At 72.2% G+C, this 11828-nt stretch carries 13 protein-coding genes; 7 read left to right on the forward strand and 6 right to left on the reverse strand.

Annotation, left to right across the window (positions count from 1 at the left end):
• Window positions 1-34 precede the first annotated feature (34 nt).
• From VMF51_RS14685 to VMF51_RS14695, 3 genes are read right to left on the reverse strand one after another with little or no spacing between them, the layout of a single operon-like run.
• Window positions 35-610 carry a cytochrome b/b6 domain-containing protein gene (locus tag VMF51_RS14685; RefSeq protein WP_325475193.1) on the reverse strand — a complete coding sequence of 192 codons (576 nt, stop codon included), beginning with the start codon at window positions 608-610 and terminating at the stop codon, window positions 35-37.
• Between the two features lie 30 nt (window positions 611-640).
• Entirely contained in the window at window positions 641-1876 is a 1236-nt protein-coding gene (locus tag VMF51_RS14690) for a hypothetical protein (RefSeq protein WP_325475194.1), read from the reverse strand.
• 15 nt (window positions 1877-1891) lie between these two features.
• A complete protein-coding gene (locus VMF51_RS14695) occupies window positions 1892-2440 on the reverse strand; it encodes a TetR family transcriptional regulator (protein ID WP_325475195.1) in 549 nt (182 codons plus the stop codon).
• Window positions 2441-2472: 32 nt separating this feature from the next.
• Between VMF51_RS14695 and VMF51_RS14700 the strand changes: the two genes are divergently transcribed.
• Entirely contained in the window at window positions 2473-3357 is an 885-nt protein-coding gene (locus VMF51_RS14700; RefSeq protein WP_325475196.1) for an aldo/keto reductase, read from the forward strand.
• 279 nt (window positions 3358-3636) lie between these two features.
• On the opposite strand, the gene fadD8 is transcribed toward VMF51_RS14700, so the two are convergent.
• Entirely contained in the window at window positions 3637-5244 is a 1608-nt protein-coding gene (gene fadD8 / locus VMF51_RS14705; RefSeq protein WP_325475197.1) for a fatty-acid--CoA ligase FadD8, read from the reverse strand.
• A 40-nt stretch (window positions 5245-5284) separates the two neighbouring features.
• Window positions 5285-5920, reverse strand: a complete 636-nt coding sequence (locus VMF51_RS14710; RefSeq protein WP_325475198.1) for a hypothetical protein — start codon at window positions 5918-5920, stop codon at window positions 5285-5287.
• A 216-nt stretch (window positions 5921-6136) separates the two neighbouring features.
• Between VMF51_RS14710 and VMF51_RS14715 the strand changes: the two genes are divergently transcribed.
• The gene (locus tag VMF51_RS14715) at window positions 6137-6625 is read left to right on the forward strand and encodes a hypothetical protein (protein ID WP_325475199.1); all 489 of its coding nucleotides are present in this window, start codon (window positions 6137-6139) and stop codon (window positions 6623-6625) included.
• A gap of 112 nt (window positions 6626-6737) precedes the next feature.
• Here the strand turns inward: VMF51_RS14715 and VMF51_RS14720 are convergent, their stop codons facing one another.
• Window positions 6738-7781, reverse strand: coding sequence for an LLM class F420-dependent oxidoreductase (locus VMF51_RS14720; RefSeq protein WP_325475200.1), 1044 nt, complete (start codon window positions 7779-7781; stop codon window positions 6738-6740).
• 58 nt (window positions 7782-7839) lie between these two features.
• On the opposite strand from VMF51_RS14720, the gene VMF51_RS14725 reads away from it, so the two are divergent.
• The 5 genes from VMF51_RS14725 (at window position 7840) to VMF51_RS14745 (ending at window position 11772) form a co-directional block, all read left to right on the forward strand.
• On the forward strand, window positions 7840-8799 hold the full coding sequence (locus VMF51_RS14725) for a Zn-ribbon domain-containing OB-fold protein (protein ID WP_325475201.1): 960 nt from the start codon (window positions 7840-7842) through the stop codon (window positions 8797-8799).
• 14 nt (window positions 8800-8813) lie between these two features.
• Entirely contained in the window at window positions 8814-9887 is a 1074-nt protein-coding gene (locus tag VMF51_RS14730) for a thiolase domain-containing protein (protein ID WP_325475202.1), read from the forward strand.
• Window position 9888: 1 nt separating this feature from the next.
• Window positions 9889-11055: a thiolase domain-containing protein gene (locus VMF51_RS14735; RefSeq protein ID WP_325475203.1), complete on the forward strand. Its 1167-nt coding sequence runs from the start codon at window positions 9889-9891 to the stop codon at window positions 11053-11055.
• A gap of 102 nt (window positions 11056-11157) precedes the next feature.
• Window positions 11158-11427, forward strand: coding sequence for a DUF2007 domain-containing protein (locus VMF51_RS14740; RefSeq protein ID WP_325475204.1), 270 nt, complete (start codon window positions 11158-11160; stop codon window positions 11425-11427).
• Between the two features lie 9 nt (window positions 11428-11436).
• A complete protein-coding gene (locus tag VMF51_RS14745) occupies window positions 11437-11772 on the forward strand; it encodes a helix-turn-helix transcriptional regulator (RefSeq protein ID WP_325475205.1) in 336 nt (111 codons plus the stop codon).
• Window positions 11773-11828: the final 56 nt, after the last annotated feature.

Below are 11828 nucleotides of genomic sequence, written 5' to 3' on the forward strand. Positions count from 1 at the left end.
GGTGCCCGCACCGGCCCTGCGCATGCGCCGGCACCTAGACGCGTGTGGGAGCTCGATCCGCCGGGCCGCCCGGCAGCATCCGGCCGACCAGTCGCCGTCGTACGACGACCGCGACGTGCAGCGCGACGGCGGCATAGAGGGCGACGTGGCCGGCCACGTGCAGGGGCAGCAGGTCGTCGTCGCCGAGCACGAGTGCGATGCCGGTCGCGGGCACCAGCAGGAGCAGGAACAGCAGCACCCGCTCGGTCGCGGTGACCAGGCGGCGCTCGCCGGCGCTGAGCCGTTCGTCCCAGGGCGGCAGCGGCGTCGTGCTCCGCCAGAGGATCCGGGCCAGGGCCAGCGCGATGATCGCGAGACCGAGCAGCACGTGCAGGTCGACCAGGTCGAAGCCGCCGTCCAGGACGCCCAGGCCCTCGTCGTCGTCACCTCCGCGACCGCGGCCGCGCCCGCTCTCCCCCGACCGGCCCCGGCCCCGACCGCGGCCATGCCCGGAGTCGTCCGCGTCCATCGTGTAACCGACCACGACCTGGGCGACCAGCGCGAGGACGGTCGACCAGTGCAGGGTCTTGGTGACGGCGCCGTAGCCGTGGGGTCCGTTGCGCAGGGGCACGAGCCGCCGGTACCCGTCCGGCGCCGGTTCTCAGACCGGGGTGATCGGCAGCGAGCGCCGCGGCTCGAACGCGAACGACGCCCCGGTGCTGAACCGGGTCACGGCCACCTCGCCCGCCTCCGGGGCAGGCTCGGCCCGCTCGACCACCCGCAGCGACCAGTCCCGGTCGGACCCGGTGACCTCCACGTCGAGCCGCGGGTCGACCGCGCGCACGACCGCCTGCAGCGGGGTCGTCGCGTCGGGCCCGCACAGCGCGACCCAGGCGCCGTCCTCGTGGGCCGGCGATGCGGCGACCCGCAGGACGCCGTCGGCGGACGAGGCGTCGACGTACGCCGTGGGGTTGAGCAGCGGGTGCAGCTCCAGCACCCGCCGCGCCCCCGCCGCGTCCGTCGGCAGGCCCAGCGCCCGGTGGATCCGCTCGGCGGCGATGCCCGCGATGCCGACCAGCTGCTTGCGGCAGATGTCGCGCAGCTGCTCCTGGTCGGCGGCGCGCTGCTCGACGGCGATCACGAACGACAGGTTGAGCAGGTGCATCTGCAGGCAGACCTCGTCGGCGACCCGGACCAGGGCCGAATGGGAGAACGCGGCGAAGTCGAGGTCGTCGACCAGCGGCCCCGTGTAGTCGGCCTGCCCGTCGTCGGCGGGGTCGATCGGGTCGAGCTCGGTGCTCGCCGCGCGCGTCCGCTCGATGACGAAGTACGGCGGCAGCGGCTCGACCGGCGGGTACGACTCGTCGATGATCACCGTCCAGGCGCAGTGCGGGTTCCGGTCGGCCGGCATGCGCGGCGGCCGGTGGATCGGCCGCACCTGGGCCTTCGGGTTGGTCGCGACGGCCGTCGCGTCGAACGTCGGGTCCTCGATGTCGTGGCACATCGACCGGACGTACTCGGGACCCATCGGCTCGACGTCCATCAGTGCGCCGCAGTGGTCGAGGTGGAACTCCCCCCGCCACCGGTCGTGGACGGTGTAGCGGAAGTCCATGAACTGCGGCGGCGCCCCGATGTCGAGCTGCAGGCCCTTGAAGATCGTGATGATGTCGCCCTTCCCCGGAGGGCCGGCGTACCCCAGCGCCTGCTGCATGCGGCGGGTGTAGATCGGGCTGGACCCGGCCCACTCCTCGATCGCGATCTGCGCCATCTCCTCGCGCCCGAAGGCCGAGATGCACCAGGCCATCCCGGAGCGGTCGATGAGCTGGCCGATCAGCAGCAGCTCGGGGACGAGGACGGCGAGCTCCTCGCGGGTCAGGTCGGCGTACCGGCTGGGCATGGGCCGATGGTGAGGTCAGCCGGGCGGCGGTGTCAACAGTGTTGACACCGCGGCGCCGTAGTACCTCGCGACGTCCGCCGGGTCGGCGTCCACCACGGCCGGGTCCTCCAGGGTCACCAGCGCCTCCAGGAGCCCGCCGACCTGGGCGGCCACCAGATGTGCCCGCAGCGTGGCGTCCGGACCGTCGAGCCGGGCCGCGAGCGGCCGCGCCAGCGTCGCCTCCATCGCCGCCACCAGCCGCTCCCGCACCGCGACGCTGTCGGTGGCCCGGATCATCGCGCGGTACGGCGTGCGCAGGACGTTCGACATCCGCTCGTCCAGCACCAGCGCGACCAGCCGCTCGCCCATCCCGCTCAGCGGTCCCTCCAGGGCCGGCGCGAACGGACCCTCGACGTCGACGGTCTCGAGGAACAGCTGCTCCTTGGACCCGAAGTGCCGGATCACCAGCGCGGGATCGATCCCGGCCGCCCCCGCCACACCGCGCACCGAGGTGGCGGCGTACCCGGCCGCCATGAACTGCCGGCGCGCCTCGGCCGCGATCAGGCCCTTCGTCCCTCCGCTCACGGGCTGAGGTTAGCCCTGGGTACGGTCCGAGCATGAGGACACGCACCCTGGGCAACGACACCGTCGGCCGCGTCGAGGTGGGCGCGATCGGGCTCGGCCTGATGACGTTCGACCAGTCCGGCACCCAGCCCCGCGAGCAGCTGCTCGACACGATCCGCGCCGCGCTCGACGCCGGGGTCACCCTCTTCGACACGGCGGACGCCTACGGTCCGGGTGAGGAGCTCGGTGCCGACGCCCAGGGCGCCAACGAGCGGCTGATCGCGTCGCTGCTCGACGAGCTGGGGGTGCGCGACCGGGTCCTGCTCGCGACCAAGGCCGGGCACGTGCGCGCCGCCGGTGGCGTGTGGGCGCTGGACTCCTCGCCCGAGCACCTGCGCCGGGCCGTCGACGCCAGCTTGGACCGGCTCGGGGTCGACCAGCTCGCACTGTGGCAGCACCACCGGCCCGACCCCAAGGTGCCCTACGAAGAGGTCGTCGGGTCGCTCCGTGAGATCGCCGAGACCGGGAAGGTCCGGATGGTGGGGCTCTCGAACGCCGACCCCGGGCAGATCCGGCTCGCGCACGCCGAGCTCGGCGACGCGCTGGTCAGCGTGCAGAACCAGTTCTCCCCGGCATTCCGCAGCAGTGCCCCCGAGATCGACGTGTGCGACGAGCTCGGCCTCGCCTTCCTGCCGTGGAGCCCGCTCGGCGGCCTGGGCGACGCCAAGGCGCTCGCCGAGAAGCACCCGGCGTTCGCCGAGGTCGCCGCTGCGCGCGGCGTCAGCCCCCAGCAGGTCGCCCTGGCCTGGGAGCTGGCCCAGTCCCCGCGGGTGATCCCGATCCCCGGCGCCAAGCGCCCGCAGTCGATCCGCGACTCGGCGGCCGCCGCCGAGCTCGACCTGACCCCGGACGAGGTCGCACGGCTCGACGCGTCCTAGACTCCGACCTCCCCGTCCGCCACCCCCGCGAGGCCGGACTGGTGCGATGGCGCGCCCGGTCGCCGAGGTCGGGTGGAGATGGCGGCTCGCGAGCCGGGGTCGGTCCGAAAGCCCCCGCTGACGGGGCACCCCGGCCGTTCGCCGCCGCGGTCGTCCCGTCGGCCTTGGTGGCGGCGGGTCGGGGCAAGCCCGTGCGTTGGTCGAGCGATCGATCAATCGTCGTGCTGCGATTCTTGATCGATCGATCGACCAACCGGCAGGACCTCCGCGGCCTCCGCGTCAGCCGACCGCCCGCTCACCCGTCCAGTACTGCGCCCGCAGCGCCTTCTTGTCCGGCTTGCCGAGCGCGGTGAGCGGCAGCGCGTCGGTGGCGATGACCTGCTTGGGGGCCTGCACGGAGCCCTTGCGCTCCTTGACCATCTCCTGGACCTCGGCGACGACGGCGTCGGTGAGCTCGTAGCCCTCGCGCAGCACCACGATCGCGGTGACCGCCTCGCCGAACTTCTCGTGCGGGGTGCCGATCACGCCGACCTGGGCGATCGCGGGGTGCTCGGCGACGACGTCCTCGACCTCGCGCGGAAAGACGTTGAAACCGCCGGTGACGATCATGTCCTTGGTGCGGTCGACGATGTACCAGAAGCCGTCCTCGTCCTCACGCGCCACGTCGCCGGTGTGCATCCAGCCGTCGCGGAACGTCTCGGCCGTGGCCTCGGGCAGGTTCCAGTAGCCGCCCGCCAGCAGCGGGCCGGCCACGCAGATCTCCCCCGGCTCGCCGACCGGGACCTGGTTGCCGTCCTCGTCGAGGAGCGCCGTACGCGCGAAGGCGGAGGGGCGGCCGCAGGAGGAGAACCGGGCGTCGTTGCCGGACGCGAACGCCTCGGCGTGGTCGTCCTTGGACAGGTAGCTGATCGCCATGGGCGCCTCGGACTGGCCGTAGTACTGCGCGAAGATCGGGCCGAACCGCTCGATCGCCTCCTTCAGCCGCACGGGGTTGATGGCCGAGGCGCCGTAGTAGACCGTCTCCAGCGACGACAGGTCGCGGGTGCGCGAGTCGGGGTGGTCCATCAGCGCGTAGAGCATCGACGGCACCAGCATCGTCGCGGTGATGCGCTGCTCCTCGATGGTGCGCAGGACCTCGGCCGGGTCGAACTTCGCCAGCACGTAGAGGCAGCCGCCCTTGAGCACCGTCGGCACGAAGAACGCCGCGCCGGCGTGCGACAGCGGCGTGCACATGAGGAAGCGCGGCGACTCGGGCCACTCCCACTCCGACATCTGGATCTGGGTCATCGTGTTCATCTGCCGCGACAGCCCGATCACGCCCTTGGGCTTGCCGGTCGTGCCGCCGGTGTAGGTGATCGAGACGACGTGCTCGGGATCGAGCACCGCCGCCTCCAGCGGCCGCGGCTCGTACGACGCGGCCGCGGCGTTGAGGTCCTGGCCGACGTGGCTGAGCTCGTCGGGGACGGGCCCGATGGTCAGCACCTTCTCCAGCTTCGGACACTTCTCGAGCAGGCCGAGGACGCGCTCGACGAACATCGGCACCGGGTCGATGGTGATGCTGGTGATCTCGGCGTCGTTGATGACGTAGGCGTGGTCGTCGAGCGAGCCGAGCGGATGCAGGGACGTGCGCCGGTAGCCCTGGGTCTGCCCGGCGCCGAGGATGAACAGCACCTCGGGGCGGTTCAGCGCGAGCAGCGCCCCCGCCGTACCGCGTCCGGCGCCGAGCGCCTCGAAGGTCTGGATGTACTGCGAGATCCGCTCGGCGGTCTGCCCACCGGTCAACGTGGTGTCGCCGAGGTACATCACCGGCTTGGTGCGGTGCCGCTTGAGCGCGGCGACCATCAGGTGGCCGTTGTGGGTGCCGATGCGAAGGTCGTCAGCAGTCATGGCGCCGAGACTAGAACGTGTTCCAGTTGTGCGCCAGGGACTACAACCGTTCCGCGAGACGCACGGCGGCGTGCAGCACCACGTCGGCCTCGGCGGGCTCGGCGGCGGCGCGCTCCGGCACCTGCCCGCCGAGCAGCGCCGCCGGCTGGGTCAGCCACCCCCAGACCTGCCAGGGATCCATCCGGGAGGCGAGCAACGGTTCGAGGACCGGCACCAGCTCGGCCCGGACCTCCCCGCCCTCGGTGAGCTGGAACCCCGGGACCAGGGTGCGCTCGTCGGCCGCGACGACCAGCAGCCGGTGCTCGGACGCCGCCTTGTGCACGGCGAACCGCGTCGCCTCCGTGCTCGCGCCACGCACCTTTGCCAGGGTCTCGTAGGTGAACCACGCGCTGGCGAGCAGCTGCTCGCGCACCTTCGCCCGCCGGGCGAGCTGCACGAGCGAGACGGGTACGGCGTGCTCGGGCTCCGAGCCGTCCTGCCGCAGCAGTCGCTCCACCTCCGCGAGCTGCTCGCCCGTCATCGGTCGCCGGGTGCCCGGGTCGGTCCACACCGCCCGTCCCGCCGCGTCGCGGTCCAGGACCGGCAGCCCCGCCGCCGGGAGGTACGACGCCAGCCCGAGCCCCTCCAGCCAGCTCGCCAGCCGCTCCCCCAGATCGTCGTCGTACTCCCCGCTCATGGGGCCAGCCTGTCAGCCTGAGGGCGGGTGCGGTGCGCCGGGCGGGCGGATTCACCGGTGAACCGGTGAATCTGGACGTTCTCGGGCGAAATGTCGGCGGAGAAGGTCTGGCATTGCCCGAGAAGTCCGCCGACAACTTGATCGGACGCGCCCGCGTCATACGGTCGTGATCCGATTCCAGCACGCGGCCGCACTCCTCGCCCTGCTCGCGACCGGATGCGGGAGCTCGGCGGTCGACCGCCGACAGCTGCCGCCGACGTCTCGGCCGCGGCTGCGGCCGCTGCCTTCGTGGCGTACGCCGCCGGCGGCGAGCCGGACGCCGTGCCCTGGGCCGGAACGGTCCGCCTGTCGATCCAGGGCGAGCCGGTCGTCGTGCTGGACGGCGACCGGGCGATCCCGCGACGGTCGTGGCGGGGTTGCCCGGCCGATCGGACGACCATCGAAGGCGTCACCTGCCCGCTCTCCCCGCTGCAGACGATCCGCTGGCACGAGGACGAAGGGTTCGGGTTGGCCCTCGAGTCGAAACCTCCAGACGTGGTCGGCTGCAACCGCTACGTCACCCCACCCACCGGCGGCGGGGTCGACACCGCCTGGATCCGCCCCGACCCCGCCCACCGAAGCTGCCTGACCGACGTGGCGATCGCCGTCACCGTGGACGACACCGGCGACCTGACCGCCGTCGACCTGTTCCTCAGCGGCCCCTGACGGAGCTGCCAACTGTGCGACAGGTTGCCCTGTTCACCGGGGAACCTCGACGTTCCCAGGCGAAGTTTCGGCGGAGAACATCAGACAGGACCCGAGAAGTGCACCGGTTCCCTCAGGCCAGCAGCCCGGCGACCTGCCGCACCTCCTCGGGCGAGCGGCAGCTCAGCATCAGCGTGGTCACGCCGGTGTCCTCCCACTGCGCGACCCGGTCCTTGACCTCGGCCTCGGTGCCGATGATGTGCATGTCGTCGACGAGGTCGTCGGGGATCAGCCCGGTCGCCTTGTCCTTCTCGCCGGCCAGGTAGAGCCGCTGGACCTCGTCGGCGAGCTCGGCGTAGCCCATCCGCTCGAAGACCTGCTTGTGGAAGTTGGCGTCCTTCGCGCCCATCCCGCCCATGTAGAGCGCGATCACCGGCTTCATCCCGTCGACGACCTGCTGCTTCTCGGCCGCGTCGGCGACCACCTGGAGGTGGCAGGTCGCGGCGATCTCGAAGTCCGCGCGGGTACGACGGGCTCCGGGCCGGGCGAACCCCTCGTCGAGCCACGGCTGGTACATGCCCGCCGACTTCGGCGTGTAGAAGATCGGGATCCAGCCGTCGGCGATCTCCGCGGTCTGGGCGACGTTCTTCGGCCCCTCGGCCCCGAGCCAGATCGGGATGTCGGAGCGCAGCGGGTGCACGATCGGCTTCAGCGGCTTGCCGAGCCCGACCGCGCCCGGGCCGTCGTACGGCAGCGGGTAGTGCGGGCCGGCGTTGGTCACCGGCGCCTCGCGGGCGAGGACCTGGCGGATGATGTCGACGACCTCGCGGGTGCGGGCGAGCGGCTTGGCGAACGGCTGGCCGTACCAGCCCTCGACAACCTGCGGACCGCTCACGCCCATACCCAGCACCACCCGCCCACCGGTCAGGTGGTCGAGGGTGAGCGCGTGCATCGCGATCGACGTCGGGGCGCGCCCCGACATCTGCACGATCGACGTGCCCAACCGCAGCCGGGTCGTCTCCCGACCCCACCACGCCAGCGGCGTGAACGCGTCCGACCCCCACGCCTCGGCGGTGAAGATCGCGTCGAAGCCCGCCTCCTCGGCGGCGGCGACGAGCTCACCGACACCGCTCGGCGGTTGTGCTCCCCAGTAGCCCAGCTGCAGACCCAGTTTCATGCCGACACCCTCTCAGAGACCTTGTGCGTACGATAGAACGTGTTCTAGTTTGCCGGACATGGTTCGCACGCTCTCGGCACCGGTCACGGTCGCCTTCGACTACACGCGCTCGACCGGACCCGTTCTCGGACGGTTCCTCACCGGACTCCGGGACGGGGTGGTCGTCGCGGGACGCACCTCCGACGGCCGGGTCGTCGTACCACCACCGGAGTTCGACCCGGTCACGCACGAGCCCCTGACGGACTTCGTCGACGTCGCCGCCACCGGCACCGTCAGCTCCTGGACCTGGGTCCCCGAGCCGGTGAAGGCCCAGCCGCTGGACCGGCCGTTCGCCTTCGTGCTGGTCACCCTCGACGGCGCGGACACGCCGTTCCTGCACGCGCTGGACGTCTCCTCGCCCGACGAGGTGTCGACGGGCATGCGGGTGCAGGTCCGCTGGCGCGGCGAGCGCGCCGGCGCGGTCACCGACATCGAGTGTTTCGAGCCGCTGCGCGACGGCGACGAGACGGGCAGCCCGGCGACCGGCTCCACGCAGGACCCGGTCACCGGCGTGATCACCCCCGTCGAGCTCGACTACCTGTACGCCGCCTCCCCCGAGGAGTCGTCCTTCTACCGCGGCCTGGCGGAGGGCCGGATCCTCGGCCAGCGCTGCCCGGCCTGCGGGAAGGTCTACGTGCCGCCGCGCAGCGCGTGCCCGGCGGACGGAACCCCCACCACCGACGAGGTCGAGCTGTCCGAGACCGGGACGGTGACGACGTTCTGCGTCGTGAACGTGCCGTTCCTCGGCCAGCGGATCAAGCCGCCGTACGTCTCGGCGTACGTCCTGCTCGACGGCGCCGACATCGCCTTCCTCCACCTGATCCTCGACATCCCGGCCGAGGAGGTCCGGATGGGCATGCGGGTCAAGGCGGTCTGGAAGCCGCGCGAGGAGTGGGGCACCACGATCGAGAACATCAGCCACTTCGCGCCGACCGGTGAGCCGGACGCGGACTACGACACCTACAAGCAGCACCTGTAAGGGGCGGGACAGACATGCGTGACGTTGCGGTCGTGGGCTTCGCCCAGCGACAGATGGAGGAGTTCGACGGGTCGCCGACCTGCGTGGAGCTGCTCGTTCCGCTCTTCGAGGAGTGCTACGAGCAGACCGGCTGGACCCGCAAGGACGTCGGGTTCTGGTGCTCGGGATCCTCCGACTACCTGGCCGGCCGGTCGTTCTCGTTCGTGCAGGCGGTGGACGCCATCGGCGTGCTCCCGCCCGTGAACGAGTCCCACGTCGAGATGGACCTCGCGTGGGCGCTCTACGAGGCCTGGCTGAAGATCCAGACAGGCGAGGTCGACACCGCGCTGGTCTACGCGTTCGGGAAGAGCTCGGCCGGCGTGCTGCGTCGTACCCTCGCGCTCCAGCTGGAGCCGTACACGATGACCCCGCTGTGGCCCGACACCGTCAGCCTCGCAGGCCTGCAGGCGCGGGTCGGCCTGGACGCCGGGCTGTGGGACGAGCGCGCGATGGCCGAGGTGGCCAACCGCTCGCTGACCGCCGCCGAGAAGAACGAGTACGCCGTCCGCAAGGGCGGCTCCTCGGTCGAGGAGCTGCTGGCCCGCCCGATGTACGCCGACCCGCTGCGCAAGCACGACTGCGCCCCGGTGACCGACGGTGCGGCCGCGATCGTGCTGGCCGCCGGTGACCGGGCGCGTGAGGTCTGCGAGCGACCGGCCTGGATCTCCGGCCTGTCGCACTACGTCGACCCGATGAGCATGGGCACCCGTGACCTGACCCGCTCCCCCTCGGCGGCCCGCGCCGCCGCGGCGGTCGGCATCGACGGGGTCGAGGTGGCCGAGCTGCACGCGCCGTTCAGCCACCAGGAGCTGATCCTGCGCCGCGAGCTGGGGCTCGGCGACGACGTCGCCGTCAACCCCTCCGGCGGCGCGCTCACCAGCAACCCGATGTTCTCGGCCGGCGGCATCCGCATCGGCGAGGCCGCCAAGCGGATCTGGTCGGGCGAGGCGTCGCGCACCCTCGGGCACGCCACCAGCGGCCCCGCCCTGCAGCAGAACCTCGTGTGCGTCCTCGACGCCGACCAGACCTCGAACCGGAAGGGGGCCTGACATGGCGAAGCAGCCCGCCGCCGTCGTCGGCATCGGCCAGACCCACCACCGCGCGAAGCGCGAGGACGTCTCGATGGCCGGCCTGTGCCGCGAGGCCATCGACCGCGCCCTCGTCGACGCCAACATGACCCTCGACGACATCGACGCGATCGTGGTCGGCAAGGCGCCCGACCTGTTCGAGGGCGTGATGATGCCCGAGCTGTTCCTGGCCGAGTCGCTGGGCGCGGCCGGCAAGCCGCTGCTCCGCGTCCACACGGCCGGCTCGGTGGGCGGCTCGACCGCCATCGTCGCCTCGTCGCTGGTCCAGGCCGGCGTGCACAAGCGGGTGCTGACCGTGGCGTACGAGAAGCAGTCGGAGTCGAACGCGATGTGGGCGCTCTCGGTGCCCGTGCCGTTCAACATGCCGGTGCACGCCGGCGCGGGCGGCTACTTCGCGCCGCACGTGCGCTCCTACATCCGCCGCTCCGGCGCGCCCAACCACGTCGGCGCGATCGTGGCAGCCAAGGACCGCACCAACGCGCTGAAGAACCCGTTCGCCCACCTCCACAACGAGGGCACCACCGTCGAGTCGGTGCTGGCCTCGCAGATGCTCTGGGACCCGATCCGGTACGACGAGACCTGCCCCTCCTCCGACGGCGCCTGCGCGCTGGTCATCGTCGATGAGGACACCGCGAAGGCCTCGCCCAACCCGGCGTGGATCCACGGCACGGTGATGCGCTCGGAGGCCACCACGGCGGCGGAGCGCGACCAGGTCAACCCGCAGGCGTCCCGCGACGCAGCGGCGGCCCTGTGGAAGCAGGCCGGCATCACGAGCCCGATCGACGAGATCGACGCGGCCGAGATCTACGTGCCGTTCTCCTGGTTCGAGCCGATGTGGCTGGAGAGCCTCGGCTTCGCCGACGCGAACGGCGGCGGCTGGCGGCTCACCGAGTCGGGCGCGACCGCGATGGACGGCCGGCTCCCGGTCAACTGCTCGGGCGGCGTGCTCTCGTCCAACCCGATCGGTGCCTCCGGGATGCTCCGCTTCGGCGAGGCGGCCCTGCAGGTGCGGGGCGCGGCCGGCGAGCACCAGGTCGACGGCGCCCGCAAGGCGCTCGGCCACGCGTACGGCGGCGGCTCGCAGTTCTTCTCGATGTGGGTCGTCGGAGCGGAGAAGCCGACCAACTGACCACCTCTGGGAGGTGGATGGTCGCCCGGCGCGAAGGGAGGGCGCGCCGGGCGGATCGTCCACCTGCGGCACTTCGGGACGTGATCGCGCGTTGGAGGGGACATGAGCGAGCTCCTGCGCACCAACGACGTCGCCCTGATCTCGGTGGTCGAGGGGCTCCTGCAGGAGGCGGAGATCCCCTGCCACGTCGCCGACCGGCACGCGAGCATCATCGAGGGCACGCTCAACTTCCTGCAGATGCGGGTGCTGGTGCCCGACGAGCGCGAGGCCGAGGCCCGCGAGCTGCTGACCGAGGCCGAGCTGGGCCAGTGGCTGCGCCCGGACCGTTCGCCCCGGGCGAACGAGCGGGACACCCGGACCGAGACGCCCTAGGGTCGGTCCATGGGTGAGGTGATCGCGTTCCCGGCTCCCCGCGAGCCCGTCCCGGCCGCGCCGGCCCCGGAGCCGCTGTGGCGCGAGGCCGTCGGCCGCGAGCTGCGCGAGGAGCGCACCCGCACGGGCCGCACACTCAGCGACGTCGCCGAGACGTCCGGGGTCTCGCTGCAGTACCTCTCCGAGATCGAGCGCGGCCTGAAGGAGCCCAGCTCCGAGATCCTCGGCGCCGTCGCCGGCGCCCTCGGGCTGCGCCTCGTCGACCTCACCGCCCGGGTCACCCGCACCCTCGCCGGACGCTCCACCCCGTCCGGCCCCACCGGTCCCCTCTGCCTCGCCGCCTGACGCCGAGTCGGCAGAAGTTGCGCGTCGAGTCGGCAGAAGTTGCCGTCAGGTCTGAC

Origin of the sequence: Nocardioides sp., from assembly GCF_035503875.1 — a bacterium.
Taxonomy (GTDB): domain Bacteria; phylum Actinomycetota; class Actinomycetes; order Propionibacteriales; family Nocardioidaceae; genus Nocardioides.

What these genes read in the sequence shown, in the direction of transcription:
- VMF51_RS14690 (WP_325475194.1), bottom strand. Translation starts at nt 1,876, where the DNA reads ATGCCCAGCCGGTACGCCGACCTGACCCGCGAGGAGCTCGCCGTCCTC.
- VMF51_RS14700 (WP_325475196.1), top strand. Translation starts at nt 2,473, where the DNA reads ATGAGGACACGCACCCTGGGCAACGACACCGTCGGCCGCGTCGAGGTG.
- fadD8 (WP_325475197.1), bottom strand. Translation starts at nt 5,244, where the DNA reads ATGACTGCTGACGACCTTCGCATCGGCACCCACAACGGCCACCTGATG.
- VMF51_RS14710 (WP_325475198.1), bottom strand. Translation starts at nt 5,920, where the DNA reads ATGAGCGGGGAGTACGACGACGATCTGGGGGAGCGGCTGGCGAGCTGG.
- VMF51_RS14715 (WP_325475199.1), top strand. Translation starts at nt 6,137, where the DNA reads ATGCGGGAGCTCGGCGGTCGACCGCCGACAGCTGCCGCCGACGTCTCG.
- VMF51_RS14720 (WP_325475200.1), bottom strand. Translation starts at nt 7,781, where the DNA reads ATGAAACTGGGTCTGCAGCTGGGCTACTGGGGAGCACAACCGCCGAGC.
- VMF51_RS14725 (WP_325475201.1), top strand. Translation starts at nt 7,840, where the DNA reads ATGGTTCGCACGCTCTCGGCACCGGTCACGGTCGCCTTCGACTACACG.
- VMF51_RS14730 (WP_325475202.1), top strand. Translation starts at nt 8,814, where the DNA reads ATGCGTGACGTTGCGGTCGTGGGCTTCGCCCAGCGACAGATGGAGGAG.
- VMF51_RS14735 (WP_325475203.1), top strand. Translation starts at nt 9,889, where the DNA reads ATGGCGAAGCAGCCCGCCGCCGTCGTCGGCATCGGCCAGACCCACCAC.
- VMF51_RS14740 (WP_325475204.1), top strand. Translation starts at nt 11,158, where the DNA reads ATGAGCGAGCTCCTGCGCACCAACGACGTCGCCCTGATCTCGGTGGTC.
- VMF51_RS14745 (WP_325475205.1), top strand. Translation starts at nt 11,437, where the DNA reads ATGGGTGAGGTGATCGCGTTCCCGGCTCCCCGCGAGCCCGTCCCGGCC.